The organism is Corynebacterium sp., from assembly GCF_030535495.1.
Taxonomy (GTDB): domain Bacteria; phylum Actinomycetota; class Actinomycetes; order Mycobacteriales; family Mycobacteriaceae; genus Corynebacterium.
Genome location: NZ_JAUNRW010000010.1, coordinates 12,633 through 33,496, shown reverse-complemented (window position 1 = coordinate 33,496; position 20,864 = coordinate 12,633). Strand labels below are relative to the sequence as shown.

The 20,864-nt window shown below is 68.7% G+C and carries 22 protein-coding genes; 12 read left to right on the top strand and 10 right to left on the bottom strand.

Going from position 1 to position 20,864, the window contains the following annotated elements; genetic code table 11:
- Nucleotides 1-32 precede the first annotated feature (32 nt).
- Together Q4F73_RS02665 and Q4F73_RS02660 are read left to right on the top strand one after the other, a co-directional pair.
- Nucleotides 33-1,355, top strand: a complete 1,323-nt coding sequence (locus Q4F73_RS02665; RefSeq protein ID WP_303357804.1) for an O-acetylhomoserine/O-acetylserine sulfhydrylase — start codon at nucleotides 33-35, stop codon at nucleotides 1,353-1,355.
- Between the two features lie 62 nt (nucleotides 1,356-1,417).
- Nucleotides 1,418-2,551 carry a homoserine O-acetyltransferase gene (locus Q4F73_RS02660; RefSeq protein ID WP_303357803.1) on the top strand — a complete coding sequence of 378 codons (1,134 nt, stop codon included), beginning with the start codon at nucleotides 1,418-1,420 and terminating at the stop codon, nucleotides 2,549-2,551.
- On the opposite strand, the gene Q4F73_RS02655 is transcribed toward Q4F73_RS02660, so the two are convergent.
- Nucleotides 2,548-2,868 carry a DUF3017 domain-containing protein gene (locus tag Q4F73_RS02655; RefSeq protein ID WP_303357802.1) on the bottom strand — a complete coding sequence of 107 codons (321 nt, stop codon included), beginning with the start codon at nucleotides 2,866-2,868 and terminating at the stop codon, nucleotides 2,548-2,550. The genes Q4F73_RS02660 and Q4F73_RS02655 overlap by 4 nt on opposite strands.
- Nucleotides 2,861-3,715 carry a bifunctional methylenetetrahydrofolate dehydrogenase/methenyltetrahydrofolate cyclohydrolase gene (locus Q4F73_RS02650; RefSeq protein ID WP_303357801.1) on the bottom strand — a complete coding sequence of 285 codons (855 nt, stop codon included), beginning with the start codon at nucleotides 3,713-3,715 and terminating at the stop codon, nucleotides 2,861-2,863. Before Q4F73_RS02650 ends, Q4F73_RS02655 begins: the two co-directional genes overlap by 8 nt.
- 24 nt (nucleotides 3,716-3,739) lie before the next feature.
- Between Q4F73_RS02650 and Q4F73_RS02645 the strand changes: the two genes are divergently transcribed.
- On the top strand, nucleotides 3,740-4,210 hold the full coding sequence (locus Q4F73_RS02645) for a tRNA (cytidine(34)-2'-O)-methyltransferase (RefSeq protein WP_303357800.1): 471 nt from the start codon (nucleotides 3,740-3,742) through the stop codon (nucleotides 4,208-4,210).
- On the opposite strand, the gene Q4F73_RS02640 is transcribed toward Q4F73_RS02645, so the two are convergent.
- The gene (locus Q4F73_RS02640) at nucleotides 4,183-5,520 is read right to left on the bottom strand and encodes a PH domain-containing protein (RefSeq protein ID WP_303357799.1); all 1,338 of its coding nucleotides are present in this window, start codon (nucleotides 5,518-5,520) and stop codon (nucleotides 4,183-4,185) included. The genes Q4F73_RS02645 and Q4F73_RS02640 overlap by 28 nt on opposite strands.
- Entirely contained in the window at nucleotides 5,517-5,966 is a 450-nt protein-coding gene (locus Q4F73_RS02635; protein ID WP_303357798.1) for a PH domain-containing protein, read from the bottom strand. Before Q4F73_RS02635 ends, Q4F73_RS02640 begins: the two co-directional genes overlap by 4 nt.
- Nucleotides 5,967-5,998: 32 nt before the next feature.
- Here Q4F73_RS02635 and Q4F73_RS02630 point away from each other — a divergent pair, with 32 nt between their 5' ends.
- Together Q4F73_RS02630 and Q4F73_RS02625 are read left to right on the top strand one after the other, a co-directional pair.
- Nucleotides 5,999-6,205, top strand: a complete 207-nt coding sequence (locus Q4F73_RS02630) for a hypothetical protein (RefSeq protein ID WP_303357797.1) — start codon at nucleotides 5,999-6,001, stop codon at nucleotides 6,203-6,205.
- 39 nt (nucleotides 6,206-6,244) lie between these two features.
- Nucleotides 6,245-6,439, top strand: a complete 195-nt coding sequence (locus Q4F73_RS02625; RefSeq protein WP_303357796.1) for a hypothetical protein — start codon at nucleotides 6,245-6,247, stop codon at nucleotides 6,437-6,439.
- A 4-nt stretch (nucleotides 6,440-6,443) separates the two neighbouring features.
- Here the strand turns inward: Q4F73_RS02625 and Q4F73_RS02620 are convergent, their stop codons facing one another.
- Both Q4F73_RS02620 and Q4F73_RS02615 read right to left on the bottom strand, forming a co-directional pair.
- Nucleotides 6,444-6,974 (bottom strand): hypothetical protein, encoded by a 531-nt coding sequence (locus Q4F73_RS02620; protein WP_303357795.1) that lies wholly within the window; start codon nucleotides 6,972-6,974, stop codon nucleotides 6,444-6,446.
- Nucleotides 6,975-7,010: 36 nt separating this feature from the next.
- Entirely contained in the window at nucleotides 7,011-10,142 is a 3,132-nt protein-coding gene (locus Q4F73_RS02615) for an error-prone DNA polymerase (RefSeq protein ID WP_303357794.1), read from the bottom strand.
- A 120-nt stretch (nucleotides 10,143-10,262) separates the two neighbouring features.
- Here Q4F73_RS02615 and Q4F73_RS02610 point away from each other — a divergent pair, with 120 nt between their 5' ends.
- From Q4F73_RS02610 to Q4F73_RS02595, 4 genes are all read left to right on the top strand, one after another.
- Nucleotides 10,263-11,165 carry a MetQ/NlpA family ABC transporter substrate-binding protein gene (locus tag Q4F73_RS02610; protein WP_303357793.1) on the top strand — a complete coding sequence of 301 codons (903 nt, stop codon included), beginning with the start codon at nucleotides 10,263-10,265 and terminating at the stop codon, nucleotides 11,163-11,165.
- A 90-nt stretch (nucleotides 11,166-11,255) separates the two neighbouring features.
- Nucleotides 11,256-12,314: a methionine ABC transporter ATP-binding protein gene (locus Q4F73_RS02605; protein WP_303357792.1), complete on the top strand. Its 1,059-nt coding sequence runs from the start codon at nucleotides 11,256-11,258 to the stop codon at nucleotides 12,312-12,314.
- Entirely contained in the window at nucleotides 12,311-12,988 is a 678-nt protein-coding gene (locus Q4F73_RS02600; protein ID WP_303357791.1) for a methionine ABC transporter permease, read from the top strand. Before Q4F73_RS02605 ends, Q4F73_RS02600 begins: the two co-directional genes overlap by 4 nt.
- A gap of 91 nt (nucleotides 12,989-13,079) precedes the next feature.
- Complete coding sequence (locus Q4F73_RS02595; RefSeq protein WP_303357790.1) at nucleotides 13,080-14,234, top strand: Fic family protein; 1,155 nt, start codon at nucleotides 13,080-13,082, stop codon at nucleotides 14,232-14,234.
- Nucleotides 14,235-14,381: 147 nt separating this feature from the next.
- On the opposite strand, the gene Q4F73_RS02590 is transcribed toward Q4F73_RS02595, so the two are convergent.
- Nucleotides 14,382-15,872, bottom strand: coding sequence for a SulP family inorganic anion transporter (locus Q4F73_RS02590; protein WP_303357789.1), 1,491 nt, complete (start codon nucleotides 15,870-15,872; stop codon nucleotides 14,382-14,384).
- Nucleotides 15,873-15,986: 114 nt separating this feature from the next.
- Between Q4F73_RS02590 and Q4F73_RS02585 the strand changes: the two genes are divergently transcribed.
- Complete coding sequence (locus tag Q4F73_RS02585; protein ID WP_303357788.1) at nucleotides 15,987-16,328, top strand: MerR family transcriptional regulator; 342 nt, start codon at nucleotides 15,987-15,989, stop codon at nucleotides 16,326-16,328.
- Nucleotide 16,329: 1 nt separating this feature from the next.
- Here the strand turns inward: Q4F73_RS02585 and Q4F73_RS02580 are convergent, their stop codons facing one another.
- Nucleotides 16,330-17,238 (bottom strand): sucrase ferredoxin, encoded by a 909-nt coding sequence (locus Q4F73_RS02580; RefSeq protein ID WP_303357787.1) that lies wholly within the window; start codon nucleotides 17,236-17,238, stop codon nucleotides 16,330-16,332.
- 145 nt (nucleotides 17,239-17,383) lie between these two features.
- Between Q4F73_RS02580 and Q4F73_RS02575 the strand changes: the two genes are divergently transcribed.
- Entirely contained in the window at nucleotides 17,384-18,019 is a 636-nt protein-coding gene (locus Q4F73_RS02575; protein WP_303357786.1) for a hypothetical protein, read from the top strand.
- Here Q4F73_RS02575 and Q4F73_RS02570 read toward each other — a convergent pair.
- Both Q4F73_RS02570 and Q4F73_RS02565 read right to left on the bottom strand, forming a co-directional pair.
- On the bottom strand, nucleotides 18,016-19,551 hold the full coding sequence (locus Q4F73_RS02570) for a DNA polymerase Y family protein (RefSeq protein ID WP_303357785.1): 1,536 nt from the start codon (nucleotides 19,549-19,551) through the stop codon (nucleotides 18,016-18,018). The genes Q4F73_RS02575 and Q4F73_RS02570 overlap by 4 nt on opposite strands.
- A 1-nt stretch (nucleotide 19,552) precedes the next feature.
- Nucleotides 19,553-20,215, bottom strand: a complete 663-nt coding sequence (locus tag Q4F73_RS02565) for a hypothetical protein (RefSeq protein ID WP_303357784.1) — start codon at nucleotides 20,213-20,215, stop codon at nucleotides 19,553-19,555.
- 87 nt (nucleotides 20,216-20,302) lie between these two features.
- Between Q4F73_RS02565 and Q4F73_RS02560 the strand changes: the two genes are divergently transcribed.
- The gene (locus Q4F73_RS02560; RefSeq protein ID WP_303357783.1) at nucleotides 20,303-20,710 is read left to right on the top strand and encodes a hypothetical protein; all 408 of its coding nucleotides are present in this window, start codon (nucleotides 20,303-20,305) and stop codon (nucleotides 20,708-20,710) included.
- Nucleotides 20,711-20,864: the final 154 nt, after the last annotated feature.

The following is a 20,864-nucleotide window of genomic DNA, read 5'->3' as shown; positions in this document are numbered from 1 at the left end:
CTAGTGCCCCGCGGGGCTCTACGCTGTCCCGCATGACCAAATACGACAACTCCGCAGCAGACCAGTGGGACTTCGCCACCCGCGCCATCCACGCCGGCCAGACCCTGGACTCGGACAACAACTCGCGTAACCAGCCGATCCACCTGACGACCTCCTACGTCTTCAACTCGGCCGAGCACGCGAAGCAGCGCTTCGCCCTCGAGGACCTGGGCCCGGTGTACACCCGCCTGACCAACCCCACGGTGGAGGCCCTGGAGAATCGCATCGCCTCCCTCGAGGGTGGCGTCCACGCGGTGGCGTTCGCCTCCGGGCAGGCCGCGGAGACGGCCGCCATCCTCAACCTGGCCGGCGCCGGCGACCACATCGTCACCTCCCCGCACCTCTACGGTGGCACCGAGACCCTCTTCCAGGTGACCCTCAAGCGCCTGGGCATCGAGGTCAGCTTCGTGGAGAATCCGGATGATCCGGAGTCCTGGCAGGCCGCGGTGCAGCCGAACACCCGCGCCTTCTACGGCGAGACCTTCGGTAACCCGGCCGCCGACATCCTCGACATCCCGGCCGTCGCCGAGGTCGCGCACCGCAACAACGTGCCGCTCATCGTGGACAACACCCTGGCCACCGCCGCGCTGGTCCGCCCGCTGGAGCTGGGAGCTGACATCGTCGTGGCCTCGCTGACCAAGTTCTACACCGGCAACGGTTCCGCCCTGGGCGGCATCCTCGTCGACGGCGGCAGCTTCGACTGGACCGTCGAGCGCGACGGCCGGCCCGTGCACGAGCAGTTCATCACCCCGGACCCCGCCTACCACGGCCTCAAGTACGCCGACCTGGGCCCGGCCGCCTTCGGCCTCAAGGCCCGGGTGGGTCTGCTGCGCGACACCGGTGCGGCGATCAGCCCCTTCAACGCCTGGATCACCCTGCAGGGCCTGGACACCCTCCAGCTGCGCGTCGAGCGCCACAACGACAACGCCGTGCAGGTCGTGGAGTTCCTGCGCAACCACCCGAAGGTCTCGAAGGTGAACTTCGCCGGCTCCCCGGATTCGCCCTACGCGCCCGTCAAGGAGAAGCTGGGCCTGGCCTACACCGGCTCCGTGCTCACCTTCGAGCTGGAGGCCCCGGGTGATGACCGCGAGAACGCCTGGCGCTTCATCGACGCCCTCCAGCTGCACTCCAACCTGGCCAACGTCGGCGACGTGCGTTCCCTGGTCGTCCACCCGGCGTCCACCACGCACTCCCAGTCGGACGAGGCCGGTCTGGCCCGCGCCCAGGTGACCCAGAAGACGATCCGCCTCTCGGTGGGCATCGAGGCCGTGGCGGACATCATCGCCGACCTCGAGCGCGCCTTCGACGCCGTCTAGTCCGACCGGTACGCTTAGTTCTCCAGCATCTCACCCCGACCCCGCAGACGGAGACCAGTTTCGTGACACTCCACCTGGCCCCCCAGGGCGAACTCGCCCACGTCCCCATCGGCGACCTGCCCACGGAGGCGGGTGGCACCGTCACGGACGCCACCATCGCCTACCGTCGGTGGGGTGAGTTCCGCGGCGATCCTCACGGCACCAACAACCTCGTGCTCGTCGAACACGCCCTCACCGGCGACACCGATGTGGCCGACTGGTGGGGCGATCTCCTCGGTCCCGGTAAAGCGCTGGACACCGACGCCTGGTGCATCATGTGCACCAACGTCATCGGCGGCTGCCAGGGCTCGACCGGCCCGGCCTCCGAGCACCCCGAGGGCGGCCGCTGGGGGTCGCGGTTCCCGGCGATCTCCATCAGGGACCAGGTCACCGCCGAAAAGATGCTTCTCGACGCCCTCGGCGCCTCCCGCATCCACGCCGTCCTCGGCGGTTCCATGGGCGGGGCGCGCACCCTGGAGTGGGCCCTGATGTACCCGGAGAAGCTCAACGCCGCGTGCGTCATCGCTGTCTCAGCCCGGGCGAGCGCCTGGCAGATCGGCATCCAGACCGCCCAGATCTCCGCCATCGAGCGGGATCCGGCCTGGCAGGGCGGTGACTTCTACGGCACCGGCTCCTCCCCCGACGCCGGCCTGGCCGCCGCGCGGCGCATCGCGCATCTGACCTACCGCGGCGAGCAGGAGCTCGACGAGCGCTTCGGGGCCGGCCGCCAGGACGGGGAGAACCCGCTCGGCGAGTTCCGCTCCCCCGGGCAGCGCTTCGCCGTGGAGAGCTACCTGCAGTACCACGGGAAGAAGCTGGTCGAGCGTTTCGACGCCGGCAGTTACGTCGTCCTCACCGAGGCCCTCAACCGCCACAACATCGGCCGGGGCCGCGGCGGGCTGAACAAGGCGCTGGGCTCCTGCCGGGTGCCCACGATGATCGTCGGCGTGGACACCGACATCCTCTACCCCTACCACCAGCAGGAGCACCTCTCCCGCAACATCCCGGAGCTCATGGGCATCGCCCGGATCTCCTCCCCCGTCGGCCACGACGCCTTCCTGGCCGAATACCGGCAGATGGACCGCATCATCCGCCGCTTCCTCGTCCTCAGTGTCCTCAGCGACGACGACTACGAGGACGACGGCTACCTCATCTAGCTCCCCAGCGCGTCGACCGAGGCCGCCAGGAAGGCCATCACGCCGCCGAGCACGGTGCAGAAGGCGGCGTCGAAACGCCGGGAGCGCACGGCGAACACCCCGACGATGCGCGAGTCACAGGTGTAGCGCACCACGGCCAGCCACAACAGGGACACCCCGAGGACGAAGGTGGCGCGGCGCCAGTGCTCGGTGAGGGCGAAGACACTCGCCACGGTCACGCCCAGCACGAAGCACCCCACGAATCCCCACTGCACCCAGCGGGGCAGCCGCGAGGGCGCCACCGACAGGTCGTGGGGATTATCCAGTGGACTACTCACCTGCCAGCAGTTCCGCCCTCTCGACGACGTTGGCCACCAGGAAGGCGCGGGTGAGCGGGCCGACACCACCCGGGTTCGGCGAGACGTGACCGGCGACCTCCCACACGTCGGGGTGGACGTCGCCGGCGAGCTTACCGTCGAGACGCGAAACACCGACGTCGAGCACCGCGGCACCCGGCTTGATCATGTCGGCGGTGAGCATGTGGGGCACACCGGCGGCGGCGATGATGACGTCCGCCTCCTTCGTCTCCGCGGCCAGGTCCTTCGTGCCCGTGTGGCACAGGGTGACGGTGGAGTTCTCCGAGCGGCGGGTGAGCATGAGGCCGATGGGGCGGCCGACGGTGACGCCGCGGCCGATGACGACGACCTTCGCGCCGTTGAGCTCGACACCGAAGCGACGCAGCAGGTGGATGGAGCCGTTCGGGGTGCACGGCAGCGGGGCGGGCTCGTTGAGCACCAGCTTGCCCAGGTTGACCGGGTGCAGGCCGTCGGCGTCCTTGTCCGGGTCGATCGCCGCGAGGACGGCGTTCTCGTCGAGGTGCTTCGGCAGCGGGAGCTGGACGATGTAGCCGGTGCAGGCGTCGTCGTTGTTGAGCTCGTCGATGACGGCCAGCAGCTCCTCCTGGGAGACGTCGGCCGGCAGGTCCTTGCGGATGGAGTTGATGCCGATCTGTTCGCAGTCGCGGTGCTTCATCTTCACGTAGGAGTGCGAGGCCGGGTCATCACCGACCAGCACCGTGGCCAGGCCGGGCACGATGCCCTTCTCCTTGAGCGCGGCGGTGCGCTTTTCCAGATCCTCGAAGATCTCGTTCCGATACAGCTGTCCGTCAAGTTTGATCGCAGTCACGCCCCTCATCCTAGACTCTTGGGAATGGCCCGACTGCACGTCATCTTCGATAACCCCGTCATTCCCCCGAACACGGGCAACGCCATCCGCATGTGCGCGGGCACCGGCGCGCACCTCCACCTCGTGGAACCACTCGGCTTCTCCCTCGACGAGAAGCACCTGCGCCGCGCAGGCCTGGACTACCACGACCTCGCGCAGGTCACCGTCCACGCCTCCTTCGAGGAGTGCTTATCGACGCTCCCCTCCTCCCGCATCCACCCCTTCACCACCCGCGCCACCGTCTGGCACACGCAGGTGGAGTGGCGGGACGGCGACGCCCTGCTCTTCGGCACCGAGCCCACCGGCCTGCCGCCGGAGCACCTGGCGCACCCGCGGCTGGAGGCCGAGGTGCGCATCCCCATGGTCCCGGGGCGGCGGTCGATGAATCTGTCCAACTCGGCGGCCGTGGCCACCTATGAGGCGTGGCGTCAGCTGGGGTTTCCCGGCGGGTTGTAGGCGGGCAGGGTGCGCTGACGCAGCTGGTTGAGCAGCGCGTGGCCGTCCTGAGGGGTGAGATCCTCCCCGGCCATACGGACCGGGCCGGGCACCAGGTCGAAGCGCACCGTGCACAGGCCGAAGATCTGCTGCAGCGGCCCCCGGGTGAGCGAGAGCTCCTGGATGTGGGCGGGGTCGATGAGGCTGATCCGGGTGGACAGGCGTCCCTTCCGGGTGATCACCGCGTCCTCCCGCACCGTCACCGACTGCTGGTGCAGGTCGATGGGTGAGACCCAGCGGGCGCGGGCGGGGGAGGTGAACGTGGGGGCGTCGACAAGCGGGACCGGGGCGATGACCGCGAGCAGGGCATCGGCCTGGGCGCGGGAGCCGACGGGCAGGATCGTCGTGGTCGCGGCGTTGCGTCCGGTCGTCTGCCCGTAGCCGGCCACCGACACGGCGATGAACCACCAGCCGGTGGCCCGCCACAGGAGGGGCTGGGTCAGGCGCACCCCGTGGATGCGTTCCAGCGGGATGGACTGCCGGCGGCGATCGGCGAGGCCGTAGGAGAGGTGGAGGGTGGCGTCGTCGAGACGCGCAGTGAACCGCCAGGCCCGGTCGATCTGGTTCCAGATGACCGGCAGGAAACCGAAGACCACGGGAATGAGGGTCGCCCAGCTCAGCGGCGAGAAGAAGATCGCCACCACCGCGATGACACCGCCGATGCTGCTGCCCTGGAGCGCCGCGGCCGCCAGGGAGCGTGCGATGGGGATCTCCGGGATGATGACCCGCCCGGTCTCCACCGCGGCGGGGGTGCCCTCGGGAGCGGCGAGGTCGGCAGGCGTGTCGGGGGTGCGGCGGGCGCGGGCGAGGACCTCGTGGCGGACGGCCTCCGCCTCCTTCTTGGGCAGGTAGGCGATCTCGATGACGGAATCGCCTCCGCCGGCCGTTTCCACCCGGACGACGGCCAGCCCGAAGATCCGCGCGATGACACTCTCCACGACGTCGACGGCCTGGATGCGGTCATAGCGCGCGGTGCGCAGATTCTTACTCAGGACACCGTGACGGAGGGACACCTCCTCCTCCCCGAGCCGGAAACCCATGGCCTTCCACCACACCTGGGAGGCGAACCACACCAGCGCGCAGGCCAGGAGGAAGACACCCGCCGCCCCGAGCAACGGCAGGAACTGCCCCTCCTCCAGCCAGGTCCACGCCCGGGTGAGCACCGTGAGGTTGACGTTGACCGCCACCACCGCCAGCACCGCGAGGATGACGGTCCAGAACCGCAACAGCGGGGTGAGGCGGTGGACCCGCCGGAAATCCTGCCCGCTCACAGCCCGCTCATCCTCTCCCGGGCCTGGACGGCGAGGCGATCACGCAGCGCGTCGGCGGTGTCCGCGGGCAGGCCCTCCACGGTGGAGTCCGAGGAGGCCGAGGCCGTGTGGAGCTTGAGGGTCTTCATCCCCAGCGCCCTTTCGATCGGCCCGGCGGTGACGTCGACGAACTGGATACGCCCGTAGGGCACCACGGTGAAGGTGTGCCACAGTTTTCCCTTGGTGATGAGCAGTTCATCCTCCGTCTCCTGCCAACCCAGCAGCTTCACCTGGGCGGGGATGAGCCAGATCTGCCAGATGAGCAGGGCGGCGGCGACGCCGGCCCCGATCCAGAACCACGGGCTCTGCCACCAGGCGAGGACGGCGCAGGCGACGAGCGGGACGATGAGCCAGGGCAGTCGACCCAGGTAGCGGGCGGTGGTCAGTTTCGGGGAGACGGGATTCACGGCCCCCACCTTAAGTGACTACGCTGACCGGTGTGATCGCCCTCGAGTATCTCCAGTCCAAGATCCCCACCGGTGCGACCATCGCCGTCATCATCGCGTTCATTTCCACGCTGCTGACCCGCGAGATGCCGCTGGACATCGTCGACATCCTCTTCTTCCTCGGCGTGTGGCTGGCCGGCACCATCGCCGCGGCCGTGGTGCTCGCCGCCTTCGAGATGATCCGGGACCGCTGGCTGTAGCGATCGCGAGGTTTCGTCAGGCAAACTACACTGCCGGGCATGAACCTCTCCGAGAGCGTCTCCGCCAAGTTCCCCGCCTCCGCCGCTGTCGCCGCCCTCATCGCCGCCATCATCACCTACGGCTTCACCGACAACCTCTGGTCCTGGTCCGCGCTGATCTACTTCCTCATCGTCTGGCTCACAGCCGCCGTCATCATCTCCTTCGGCTGGGCCGCCCTCACCTCCGACAAGTGACCGCCTACAGCCCCTCGTCGTCCCGGTGGACCTCATAGGTACCCACCCGCGACCAGCCGGGGGAGGTGAAGGGGTGCTCTGCCCACGCGGCCCCGTACTCCTTGAGGTGCGCGATCCCGTCGCGGCAGAAGTAGGCGACGGACACCGAGGAGATGTCCTGCGCCACCCGCTTCTTCGACCCGAGGAAGATGGCGGCGTTGAACTCTGCCGTCGGCTCATCCCCGCGGCCGAACACCACCTTGAGGAAGCCCGCCACATCCTCCTCCACCTTCTCCAGGGCGGAATCGAAGGTGGTGCGCAGCTCGCGGGTGAGCCAGTTCTCGTAGCGCTGTTGGTCATAGACCTCGCCGGTGGGCAGTTCCCCGGCCGGGAGCAGTTCGGTGGACAGGTGATCGGCCTGGACCCCGACCAGCCGGTGGGCCTCGGCGGCGGAGAGATCACACTCCCGGATCAGGGCCGCCACCACATCGTCAACGGTCGTGGCGCGGGCGATCTCCTCGGCGATCTGGTCCAGTCTCCCCTGTGTCATGCTCATGTCCTCAATTGTAGGCGCACCCCGCGACCCCACCGTTCAGTGGAAGTCCCGCGACCCCCGGCTCAACCACTCCCCCAGCACGAGCGGTTCCAGCCGGTCGGCGACCACCGTCACCGCCCCGGAGGCGTTCTGCACGATTCCGCGCACCACCAGGGCTTTCGAGGTCCGCGCCACCACCCGCTGCCGGTTCCACAGGCCGACGGAGACCATGACGTTGAGCAGCCCCGTCTCATCCTCCATCCCGAGGAAGGTCAGCCCCGAGGCGGTACCCGGCCGCTGCCGGTGGGTGACCACCCCGGCCACCCGCACGCGCGTGCCGTCCGGCACCGAACGCAGGGAGGAGGCGGTGAGGACGCCGGCGTCGGCAAGCGCGGCACGCAGCATCTCCATCGGTTGCCGGTCGTGGGTGACGCCGGTGGCGGCGATGTCGGCGACCATGAGCTCGAAGGCGTTCATGCCGGGCAGCGCGGGTGCGGTGATGGCCGAGAGTCCGGGCAGCATGCCCGCCTTCTCGGTGGCGGCCACACCCGCCTGCCACAGTGCTTGTCGACGGTCCACGTCGAAACACTCCAGCGCCCCGGCCCGGGCCAGGGCCTCCACATGCGCCACGGTGAGATCCGCCCGGCGCGCCAGGTCAGGGATATCCGCGAAGGGGGCGGCTGCCTCGATGCGGGCGGCGGCCTCGGCTCCCAGACCCTTGATGAGTCCCAGGCCGACCCGGATGCGGCCGTCGACCACGCGGGCCTGCTCCCCGGAAACCTGCACGTCGACGGGCAGGATCTCCACCCCGTGGCGGCGGGCATCCTGGATGAGCGACTGCGGGGAGTAGAAGCCCATCGGCTGGGCGCGCAGCAGGCCGACGCAGAACTCCGCCGGGTAGTGGTGTTTGAACCAGGCGGAGAAGTACACCAGGGAGGCGAAGGACTGGGAGTGGGATTCCGGGAAGCCGTAGGCGGCGAAGGCGACGATCTTGTTCCACAGCTTCTCGGCGATCTCGGCCGGGATACCGTTGGTCTCCCACACCCCCCGGAAGAAGCGGTCCTTGAGCGCGGCCATCTTCGCCGGGGAGCGCTTGGACCCCATGGCGCGGCGGAGGGAATCGGCCTCCGCCCCGGAGAACCCGGCGGCGTCGACGGCGATCTGCATGAGCTGCTCCTGGAACAGCGGGATGCCCAGGGTCTTGCCCAGGGACTTCTCCAGCACGGGGTGATCGTAGGTGATCTCCTCCTTCCCGGCGCGCCGCCGCAGGTAGGGGTGGACGGAGCCGCCCTGGATGGGGCCGGGGCGGATGAGGGCGACCTCGACGACGAGGTCGAAGAAGCACCGGGGGCGCAGGCGCGGCAGGGTGGACAGCTGGGCGCGGGACTCGACCTGGAACACACCGACGGCATCGGCGCGGCACAGCATGTCGTAGACACCGGGGTCGGCGAGATCGAGTTCCCACAGGTTGATGCGCTCTCCGTGCTGCTCCTCCACCAGATCGATCATGTGGTGCAGCGCCTCGAGCATGCCCAGGCCGAGCAGGTCGAACTTCACCAGGCCCGCGGAGGCGCAGTCGTCCTTGTCCCACTGCACGACGGAACGGTTGTTCATCCGTGCCCACTCCACGGGCACGACGTCGGCGATGGGGCGGTCGCAGATGACCATGCCGCCGGAATGGATGCCCAGGTGCCGGGGCTGGCCCCGGAACTGGGCGGCCAGTGCCACGACCTCCGCCGGGGGTTCGGCCGTGCCCTTGCTCCAGGCATCGGCTGCGCCCGGCGGGTGACCCAGCGCGCGGGCGGCGTCGCGCAGTGCGCCCTTCGTGCGGTAGGTGATGACGTTGGCCACCTGGGCCGCCTTGTCCCGGCCGTGCCGGTCGAAGACGTACTGGATGACCTCCTCGCGGCGCCCGGACTCGATGTCGATGTCGATGTCCGGCGGGCCGTCCCGGTCGGGTGAGAGGAAACGCTCGAACAGCAGTCCCGCGGAGATCGGCTCCGCGTTGGTGATGCCGAGCGCGAAGCACACCGCCGAGTTCGCCGCCGACCCACGCCCCTGGCACAGGATGTTGTGGTCGCGGCAGAAGTCGACCAGGTCCATGACGATGAGGAAGTAGCCGGGGAAGTTCAGCCCCTCGATGACGGCCAGCTCGTGGTCGATCTGCGCCTGCGCCCGGGCCCGGATCTCATCCGGCCTGCTCGCGTACCGGCGCTCCGCCCGCTGCCTCGTCACCTCCGCCAGCCAGCTCATCTCCGTGTGCCCGGCCGGGGTGGGGAAGTCCGGCAGGTCCGGGGCCACGAGGTCGAGGGTGAAGGCGCACTCCCGCGCCAGGGTGAGGGTCTCGGCGAGCAGCTCCGGGCGCTGTGGCAGCAGGGCCGCCATCTGCTCGCCGGAGCGCATCCAGGGCGCCCCCATGGGGTGCAGCTCCGCCTCCGCATCCCCCAGGGAGAGCCTGCGGGCCAGGGCACGTTTCGCCCCGGCCAGACGGGCCTGGTCCCGGGTGGCGGCGGCGGGCAGGGCGGTGGCGACGGCCCGTAGACCATGCCGTCTACAGGTATCGAGTTTCTCGTGATGGTCCACATCCTCCGGCGTCATGGTCACGGCATACTCCAGCACCACATCCTCCGGACCGAAGATGTCGATCATCCGCTCGATTTCCCCCGCCCACTCCGGGCCCAGGAGGAGGACGCCGTGGCCGCCGAGCGCCTGCGCCATCTCCGGCAGGGGCGGGTAGGCCACCTCCCCTTTCACCCCGGTGGCCATGTGCGCGTCCGCCATGAGGCGCGACAGCCGCCGGTAGCCCTCCGGCCCGCGTGCCAGGACCGGCAGGATACGCTCCCCCAGGGTCAGCTCCGCCCCGAACACCGTGGGCAGCCCGACTGCGGCGGCCGCCTCCGCGAACTTCACCGCCCCGTAAAATCCATCGCGGTCCACCAGGCCCAACGCGCCCAGGCCCAACTCCACGGCCCGCTCGACGAGGGACTCCGGTTCGCTCGCGCCACCGAGGAAACTGTAGGAACTGACGGCGTGGAGTTCGGCGAATCCGACGGTGGGCGGGGTGACGGGGGGACGTCGATAAGCATCGTCGTCCAGGTGATCCACGGGGACGGGCGTGGGGCCGGGGCGACCGGAGAGGATACGCTCCAGCCGCGACCAGTTGAGGGGCGCACCGCCGTTGAACCGCATACCCCGCAATCTACCCGGAATCGAACAGACGTACCAACTAGGCCCCGACCCCGGCTAGACAGAGCGGTACGCCTGGTGCTAGGTTGTGCAACCAGCAGATCAACAGTGAAGGAAACCACCATGACTCTCCGTCGAATTTTCGCCGGCGCCGCAGCCGCCGCCATCGCCTCCGTGGGCCTCGTCGCCTGCGGCAACGACTCCGCAGACGACACCGCAGCCGACGGCACCACCACCGCAGCCGCCGCTGGCGAGACCATCCGCATCGGCACCACCGACGCGAACCTCAAGGAGTGGGACGTCTTCGCCGACCTCGTCGAGGAAGAGGGCATCGACATCGAGATCGTGCCGTTCTCCGACTACAACACCCCGAACGACGCCCTCGCCCAGGGCCAGATCGACGTCAACAAGTTCCAGCACCTGAAGTTCCTGGCCTCCTACAACGAGGGCGCCGGCGAGGAGCTCGTCCCCTACGCCTCCACCGAGATCTACCCGCTGGCACTGTTCTGGCAGGGCCACGACAGCCTCGACGGCATCGAGGGCGAAGAGGTCGCCATCCCCAACGACGCCACCAACCAGGGCCGCGCCATCAACGTCCTCGTCCAGGCCGGTCTGGTCACCCTGCGCGAGGAGGGCCTGCTCGACCCGGCCCCCGCCGACATCGACACCGAGGCCTCCAAGGTCGAGGTCATCGCCGTCGACGCCGCGCAGACCACCACCGTCTTCCACGAGGGCCGCCCGGCCGTCATCAACAACTCCTTCCTGGAGCGCGCCGGCATCGACCCGCTCGACGCCATCTTCCAGGATGATCCGGACAACGAGCAGGCTGAGCCCTACATCAACGTCTGGGTGACCACCCCGGACAAGGCCGACGACGAGACCCTCAACCGTCTCGCCGAGCTGTGGAAGGACCAGGCCGTCACCGACGCCATCATGGAGTCCTCCGGCAACACCGCCGTCACCGTCGAGCGTCCGAGCGAGGATCTCCTCGAGATCATGGACCGCCTCGCAGCCGGCGAGCAGTAAGACACCACGTTCATGCCTGCCCCGTCGCCTGCGTGCGGCGGGGTTGAGCATGTCTTTGACCCATCCCCTCCCAGAACGGCCCCCGCACCCGTGTCCGACACAGTGTCCGCATCCCCCACCCGGCCGCGCACCGGCACCCGCATCGAGTTCCGCGACGTGACCAAGGTCTTCACCAACCAGAAGACTGAGACCCGCGCCGTCGACGGCGTCACCCTCACCGTCGAACCCGGTGAGATTCTCGGCGTCATCGGCTACTCCGGCGCCGGCAAGTCGACCCTCGTCCGCCTCATCAATGGGCTGGATTCCACGTCCTCCGGGCAGCTGCTTCTCGACGGCACCGACGTCGTCGGCCTCCCCGAGTCCAAGCTGCGCTCCATCCGCCGGGGCATCGGGATGATCTTCCAGCAGTTCAACCTCTTCCACTCCCGCACCGCGGCCGGCAATATCGCCTACCCGCTGGAGCTGGCGGGCATGGGCAAGGCGGAGCGGAAGAAGCGGGTGGCCGAGCTGCTCGACTTCGTCGGACTCTCGGACAAGGGCACCAACTACCCGGAGCAGCTGTCCGGAGGTCAGAAGCAGCGCGTCGGCATCGCCCGCGCCCTGGCCACCAACCCGCGCCTGCTGCTTGCCGACGAGGCCACCTCCGCCCTCGACCCGGAGACCACCCACGACGTGCTCAACCTCCTGCGGGAGATCAACCGCGAGCTGGGTATCACCATCGTCGTGATCACCCACGAGATGGACGTGGTGCGCTCCATCGCCGACAAGGTCGCGGTCATGGAGGCCGGCAAGGTCGTCGAGTACGGCAGTGTCTACGAGGTGTTCTCCCACCCGCAGACCGCCGTCGCGCAGCGCTTCGTCTCCACCTCGCTGCGCAACACCCCCGACCTCGTCGAGGCCGAGGATCTTCTCGCCCACGACGGCCGCCTGTTCACCATCAACCTCACCGAGGACTCCGGCTTCTTCACCGCCGCGGCCGCCGCCCGGGAGGACGGACTGGGTATCAGCATCGTCCACGGCGGTGTGACCACCCTGCAGCGGCAGTCCTTCGGAAAGATGACCGTCCGCCTCACCGGCCCGGACGCCGCGATTGACCGGTTCCGCGACACCCTGTCCCGCACCACCGACATCGAGGAGATCACGCGATGACCACCACCCATCTCGCGGCCGACTGGAATCGCCTCGGCGGCACGTTCGTCGACGCCATCGGCGACACCCTCGTCATGGTGGCGCTGACCATGGTCTTCGGCGGCATCGGCGGACTCCTCATCGGCCTGCTGCTCTACACTTCCCGAGCCGGCGGCATCCTGCAGTCGAAGCCGATCTACTGGGTACTCAACATCCTGGTCAACTTCGTCCGCCCGATCCCCTTCATCATCCTCATCGCGATGCTGGCGCCGGTGACACTCCAGTTCGTCGGCACCACCATCGGGCGTTCCGCGGCGATCTTCGTCATGTGCATCGCCGCGGCCTTTGCCGTGGCCCGCATCGTGGAGCAGAACCTGGTGGCCATCGACCCCGGTGTCATCGAGGCCGCCCGCGCCATGGGGGCCAGCCCCTGGCGGATCATCCGCACCGTGATCATCCCGGAGGCCCTCGGTCCGCTGGTCCTGGGCTACACCTTCATCTTCATCGCGGTCGTCGACATGTCCGCCATGGCCGGCTACATCGGCGGCGGTGGCCTCGGTGACTTCGCCATCGTCTACGGCTACCGCGCCTACGACTACGAGGTCACCTACGCGGCCGTCATCGTCATCGTCATCATCGTCCAGCTCGCCCAGCTCTTCGGCAACTGGCTCTCGCGGAGGATCATGCGCCGCTAGACGGCCAGACAATGAAAGGGCCGGGACCGATGGGTCCCGGCCCTTCCCCGTTCCGACATCGGCGCAGGTCACACGATCCCGCAATGGTCATATGTCGATTCTTGGCCAAAAAATCGGCATATCCGGAGGATATGCTTACGCTGTCGACATGAGCGCATCGCAGTCGGAGTTCGACCCCAACGTTCCTTTCAACGACCTGCCTCCCCTCCCGCCGCGAGCAGACGTCGAGACGAAACAGGTACTCAAGGCAGTCGTGTCGGCTCACAAGCAGTTGGCGGCACTTGACACGGCATGTCGGCTGATCCGGAACCTACGCGCCATCACCGCCACGATTCCGCTGCGGGAGGCGCAGGCCTCCACCGAGATCGAGAATATCGTCACCACCAATGACGAGCTGTTCCGAGCCGCGTGGGCTGTCGATTCCAATCCTTCGCCGGCCACGAAGGAGGCTCTCCGCTACAGCGCCGCCCTTCATCGGGGAGTCGAGCGGCTCGAGCACCGCCCGTTATCCTTCAAGTCCGCGGAGGAAATCGGGGCGATCCTCCAGGGACGCAAGGCACTCATCCGCGACAAGCCCGGCACCTTCATCGGGGATCCGGCGCGGCAGACGAGGATCTACACACCGCCGGAAGGCCGGGAGATCATCGAGCGCCACCTTTCGGCCTGGGAACGATTCATCTACTCAGAGCAGGACCTGGACCCTCTGGTGCTGATGGCTGTGACCCACTATCAATTCGAGGCGATCCACCCTTTCCACGACGGCAACGGCAGGACCGGCCGCATCCTCAACGTGCTCCTGCTCATTCAGGAAGGGCTCTTGAAGCTCCCGGTGTTGTACCTGTCCGGCTACATCGTGGCCAACAAGTCGGAGTACTACCGGCTTCTCCGCGCCGTGACTGAAGAGGAGTGCTGGGAAGAATGGGTCCTGTTCATGGTTCGGGGTGTCGAGGAAGCGGCACGCGAGGCCTACCTTCTGATCGATCAACTCCGCCAACTTCAGGAACAGACAGCCACCGAGATTCGAAGTCTCGGATCCACCGCACCGGCCGCGGAGCTCGCGGAACTGTTGATGGTGAATCCGTATATCCGGATCCAGGACGTCATCGACTCCGGACTGGCGAAGCGGCAGACAGCCTCCGGTTGGCTGGCCCTGCTCGCCGACTCCGGGCTACTCCGGGAAATGAAGGTCGGACGACAGAAGATCTTCATCAACGAGCGTGCACTGACCATCCTGACCAGCCAATAATTGGTCATAAGGCGATTGTTCGCCAAGCAATCGACATTTCCCGGTCGCGACCCTCCCCGGCGGGTTCTGGCCGATCACCGAGCAAGCCCAGCGCGGCAGTCGCCCGACCCCGCTCCGCGGTGACCCACTCCTGAAGCGCGCTCACGGCTACCCCAGCTTCCCGGAGAGCCGGTCGAGGCGGTACTTGCTCGGGCCGTCGAGGCCGATGATGTCGACCACCTGACCGCGGGCCCGGAACTTCTGCTGGATGGCGTCGAGGGTGGCCACGGTGGAGGCGTCCCACACCTCCGCGGCGGAGAGGTCGATGACGATCCGCTCGGCGGTATCCGAGTAGTCGAAGCGGTAGACGAGGTCGTTGGAGGAGGCCCAGAACAGCTGGCCGGTGACCCGGTAGATGCTCGTGTCACCCTCCCGCACCGTCTCGATGTCCACCATGTGGGCGACGCGACGGGCGAACATGATCATCGCGGTGAGAACGCCGCCGATGACACCCACGGCCAGGTTGTGGGTGACCAGGGTCCCGACGACGGTGACGGCCATGACCAGGGTCTCGCTGCGCGGCATGAGTCGCAGCGTGCGCGGGTGCAGGGAGTGCCAGTCGATGGTGCCCAGGGCCACGAGCACCATGATCGCCACCAGCGCCGCCATGGGGATGAGTCCGACGATGTCGCCCAGGGCGACGACGAAGATGAGGAGGAAGACGCCGGAGAGCAGCGTCGATAAGCGCGTGCGGGCACCGGCCTCACGGACGTTGATCATCGTCTGGCCGATCATGGCGCAGCCGCCCATGCCGCCGAAGGCGCCGGTGACGAGGTTCGCCACGCCCTGGCCCCAGGCCTCGCGGGTCTTGTCCGAGTGGACGTCGGTGATGTCGTCGACGAGCTTGGCGGTCATGAGCGACTCCATGAGTCCGACCAGGGCCATGGCGAAGGCATAGGGGGCGATGATCTGCAGGGTCTCGACCGTGAGCGGGACACCCGGAACGAACAGCTCCGGCAGGGAATTCGGCAGCTCCCCCTGGTCGGCGACATCGGGGACGGTCCATCCGGCGAGCACGACGATGCCGGTGACCACCACGATGGTCACCAACGGGGCGGGCACCACGGTGGTCAGGCGCGGGAAGCCGAGCATGATGACGATGCCGAGCGCGAACAGCGGGTACACCAGCCAGGGCACGTCCCACAGGTGGGTGAGCTGGGCTGCGAACACGAGGATGCCGAGGGCATTGACGAAGCCGGTCATCACCGACCGCGGAATGAAACGCATGAGCTTGGCGACGCCGAGCACCGCCATGACGATCTGAAGGACACCGGCCAGCAGCACCGTGGCGATGAAATAGTCGTAGCCGTGGTCCCGCATGACCGGGGCGATGACCAGGGCGACGGCACCGGTGGCGGCGGAGATCATCGCCGGGCGTCCGCCGGTGAAGGCGATGGTCACGGCCATGGTCACCGATGCGAAGAGTCCGACGCGGGGGTCCACCCCGGCGAGGATGGAGAACGCGATCGCCTCCGGGATGAGCGCCAGGGCCACGACGAGCCCGCCGAGGACCTCGGTGCGCAGGCGCGCCGGGGAGGAGAAGGCGTGGCGGAAGGAGGCCACGACGCCGGTGGGTGCGTCGATAAGCGGGTGAGACATGGCTGCTCCCTTTTCGGAGGATACGGTGATAGGCAGAACACCGGAAAACGAAACCTACCGTAACGGTAGAGTTGTGATCCCACAAACCGGAAGGGGCCGATGATGGAGGCAGGCATGAAGATCGGCGAGGTCGCCGAGCGCACCGGCCTGTCCATCCGCTCACTGCGACATTACGACGAGGTCGGGGTCGTCTCCCCCTCCGGCAAGACCCCCGGTGGTTTCCGGCTCTACTCCGAGCGCGATGTGGAGCGCATCCTGCTGGTGCGCCGCATGAAGCCGCTGCAGTTCACGCTCGAGGAGATGAAGCAGTTTCTCGACGCCGCCGAGCACCCCGACTCCCCCGCCGCCCGCGCCACCATCGAGCGGGTGCATGATGACGCCCGCGCCCGCCTGTCCAAGCTGCGCCAGCGGGTGTCCTACGCGGAGGAGTTCCTCGACATCGTCGAGGGGCTGTAGGTCACTCCCGGTCGTCCCAGCCCAGGTCGGCCTGGTCGGGGCGGATATCGGTGGCCACCCACACCCGGCCGGTCTTCGGCGCATCGCCGCAGGAGGAGATGACGCCCTCGATGTCACGCTGTTCGAGCACCACCTGCCAGGAGCGGCCGTCGGCATGTACCACGACCACGTCCCCGTCGGAATCGTCGAGGACGGTGAGGTTGCCGAAGAACAGCTGTTCCCCGCTCATCACCAGCTCGCGGGCGACAGCCAGCTCAGCGACCTGTCCGCGCGGGCCGTGCAGGCCCCGCCCCCGGTTGCCGGGGTAGAAGTACTCACCCCGGAGCGCCGCGCGCACCAGGCCATCCCCGGCCTCCTCATTGAGACGACCGTAGCTGTACCCCCAGGGCATGAGCAGGATGGAGGGGGCGAAACGGTGCCCCTTGGTATGGGAGGTCTCCCACACGATCGTGCCGGGGTGCCGCTCCGAGAGCGCCGCCGCCAGGGGACGGCCCTTGAGGGCGCAGCACACGTCACGTTTGCCGTGCGTGCACACGAGGACGAGGGGGTGGTCCACCGGCTCGGCGTTGTTGCGGCCCGGTCCGGACAGGTCGAGGTCGAGGATCGCCTCCGGGCCTTCGACCATGAGCTTCTCGACGCGCGCTTCCTCCGCGAACACGAGGAACAGGTGGTGGCTGGTGACACGGCGGCCGTCGCGGCCGGGGTGGCGGATGAGCTGCAGACCGGCGTCCTTGCCCAGCTTCTTCTTGAGACGGGTAGTGAGGTCCTCGCCGAAGACACCGCCGTCGAGGACGTCGCGGCTCCAGCCGTGGGGCCATTCGAGGATGACGTAGACGCGTTCCTGCTTGGCGGAGCCGGGCAACGGTTCGCCGGTCGCGTCGGAGCAGCGGAGGTCGGCAGCTTCAGTCATGGTCCCCAGCCTAGCGATGTGTACCACAGGCCTGACCGGCCACCCGGCGACACTTAGGGTTGCTTTACAACGAGATGGTCACGATCCCCGCCCTATCCGTCCTCCAGGTTCATCATTTGGGCCCCCTGTGACTACGGTGACTTACATGAGTGATTCTCCGGGACCGCTTCGCACGATGTCACCACGCCGCACCTCCCTCGCCGCCATCCTGGCCGCGGGGTCGTTGGGGTTGGCGGCGTGCGGAACGGGTGTCGGGCAGGAATCCGGCGGTGCACGCAACGCCGACGGGGACCGTTCCCTCATGGAGACCCTCACCGCCGCCACGCTCGGCGGCACCACCGACACCCTCGGCACCGCAGACGTGGCCCAGAAGACCTCCCGCCCGGACGTCCCGGCCATGCTCATGGTGGAGTCTGTCCGCGTCGCCGCCCACGAGGGCTTCGACCGTGTCGTCTTCGACCTCGTCGGTGACGGCGAGCCGGGCTGGTTCGTCGACTACACCACCACCCCGAAGCAGCAGGGTTCCGGCAACCCGGTCGAGGTCTCCGGTTCGGTGGCCCTCGACGTCAACATCGACGGCACGACCTACCCCTTCGAGCTGGGCCGCGAGGACCCGAACATCGGCACCATCGCCGGTGCCGGCAATCTCACCCAGGTGGTGGCGGTGGGCACCTTCGAGGGGCGTTCGCAGTTCGTCATCGGCATGAAGGAGAAGCTGCCGTATGCGGTGGAGATCCTCCATGATCCGCACCGCCTGGTCATCGACGTCCGCCACCGCTAGTAGGCGGCCTCGATCCGCCACCCACCCCCGCTCAGCCACAGCAGCAGCCAGGCACGGGGGTGCTGTTCATTCTCGGCCTGCCCGACAACCTGCAGGCGCGCCACCTTCTGCCCCTCCTGCCCCCACCATCCGGTGTCCACGGGCCAGGGCCCGGCCCACGCCGCCACCCGGTAGCGGTGCTGCCCCCAGCCCAGCGCGTGCGGGGTGTCGCTGAGCAGGGCCTCCGCGGTGACCACCACGTCCTGCGCCCGGGCGTTGAGCATCCGGATCTTCGTCGCCGGGTGCGTCAGGCGGGCCGGTAAGGGGCCGGGTATTCTGCCCGGCCAGGTTCCCTGCTTATCGACGCCCCGTTCCTCCCCGTACGGCACAAAGTCAATCCGCTCCGCCACTCCCCGCCCGCCGATGAGCCGCGGGGTGAGGACCTTGTCGATGCCCAGGGTGGACTGCACGCGGCTTGCCGCACGGCGCACGGCGGTGGTGTCGTTCTGCTCACCCCACAGGGCGCCGACGACATCGGGGGCGGCGGATTCCAGCGGCTCGAGGATGAGGGTGGCGATGGCCCCGGACCCGCCGGAGGTGAGCCAGCCGTCGAGCTGCCAGCGCACCCGGTCCGCCGTGGCGGACTCGGTGAGGGGTTCGCGGGTGCGCCAGATGCGTTCCAGGCGGGTGCCGTCGATGAGCTCCGCCAGCACCCGCAGCCGCAGGCAGGTCAGCCCGGCGGTGCGCAGCCTCTCGTGGAGGGTGGCGGCCAGCTGGCGGGCGGCGAAGGCGGCGGCGTCGACGCGGTCGATGGGATCCTCCGGGGTGACGGCGACCGAGAGGTCCGCGGCGGGCAGCTCCGGGGCCACGCGGCGGTCCGCGGCGGCGCGGGCGATGCGGTGGCAACGCTCCCCGGCCACCCCGAAACGGGTGCTCACGGCGGTGGCGGGCAGGGCGGCGAGTTCTCCCAGGGTGCGCACGCCGAGGTCGCCGAGCGATTCCACCAGGGCATGATCACAGTGCAGCGAGGACTCGGCCGCCAGCAGGGTGACGGGCTGGAGGTCGAGGAACACCCGTGAGCCGCCCTCCGGGACGACCTGGCCCGCGCCGACGCGGGCGGCGATGAGCGCGGTGGCGATCTCATCGGCCACCCCGACCTGGGCGTCGATGCCGCGGCGGGCGGCGGCGTCGACAAGCATCTCCACGGCCCGGTCCTCCGAACCGTGGAAGCGACCCGCGGCACCGGCGTCGACGATGACCAGGCCGGGGCGCAGCACCTCGATGGAGGAGGCGACGTCGTCGAGGCCGGCGGCGATGGACTCGAACATCCGGCCGTCACGGTCGAGGTCCTCGTCGAGGACGACGAGGCCGGGGCACACGGCCTGTGCCTGGCGTACCCGCATGTCGCGGCGCACCCCGGCGTGGCGGGCAGCGGCCGAGCACACGCGGATGCGGTGCTGGCGGGCGATGGCGAGGGTGGCGGGCAGGTCCTCGTCGTCGATGCGGGCCGCCTGCACCGGCCAGTCCGGGAACCACAGGGCGGCGACACGCATGTCAGACCACCCTCAGTTCGGCCCGCCTGCCCACCGTCACGGTCGTCGACGCCGGAGCCTGCCCCTTGGCCTCGACGCGCACGGCGATGTCGACGCCCCGGATACGCCCTGCCCCTTGGCCGATGCCGCGGAAGGTGGTGACGGCGGCGTCGATCCGCGCCTGCGGGGAGGGGACGGTGGCCCCGACGAGCACCAGCGCCGCGGAACCGCCGCGCAGCTTGCCCAGCAGGGGGCGGGCGCGCACGGGCGAGAGCTCCAGGGGGACGGCCCAGCGGGCAACCACCAGATCGAGCCCCTCGACGAGCACCCCGATGATCCCGAGGGGATCGATGCCCGGATCAGGCACGGCGATGACATTGTCCAGACGCCCGTTATCGACCACACCGGCGAGCGAGAGCTCCGGCCACCCGACCAGGCCGACATGTCCACCCCCTGCGGTAGCCTGGGCGATGAGTTCGACGACAAGCGCCGGACAGTCCGCCACCTGGGTGACCGCCCGGCGCGCCAGGCCCCCACCGGGTAGAGCCCGAGCCAGGTCAGAGGGGGTGGCGATGACCTCGGGTTCATCGACAACCGGCTTCTCGACGACCCCGCCGAGGGAAGCCATCCGGGAACGCAGGAGGGCGACCTGCTCGGCCCGGTCGAGGCCCGCGAGGTCGTCCACCTCCTGCAATTTCCGAACACCTGTTTGATTCACTGCTCCAGTATGCACCCGGGATCCGACACCCGTCAACTGGTAGCGTTGACCTCCATGTACTCCGATATCCGCGCCCGCCAGACCCCCATCCCGACCCCACTGCTCGTCCGCGTGGGCACCTCACTGCTCATCGCGCTCGGCGTGGCGGTGCTGTCGACGGGGCTCGCGCGCGGAATCCAGGTCGGCGTCATGATCGTGGCGATCGCCGCCGGGCTGCTGCTCATGTTCAGCCACCCCTACCGCCGCGAGATCAAGGAGTTCCTCGAACGCCACAACGCCGTGCACAAGCCGCAGATCGGCCAGCTGCTGCCCCTGTTCCTCGTGTGGCTGGCGCTGATGATCGTGCCCGTGTTCGCGCCGCTGCCGGTGTGGGGCACGGTGCTCGTCGGCGCGGCGGTGTTCGGATGGATGTACCTGATCTTCCCGCACATCGACGGCACCCGGGCGCTGGCGTACGCGTAAGGGACCTTCCGGGGCTCGGGGGCATGACGTAGGTATCAGAGCGATCCCGAGCCCACGGACCCGGAGACACCTCTCTACCGAGGGAGCGCCCCCGAGCCGCTACAACTGCTCCTCCACCTCGCGCGCCCGACGCCCCATCTCGTTGAGCTTGCGG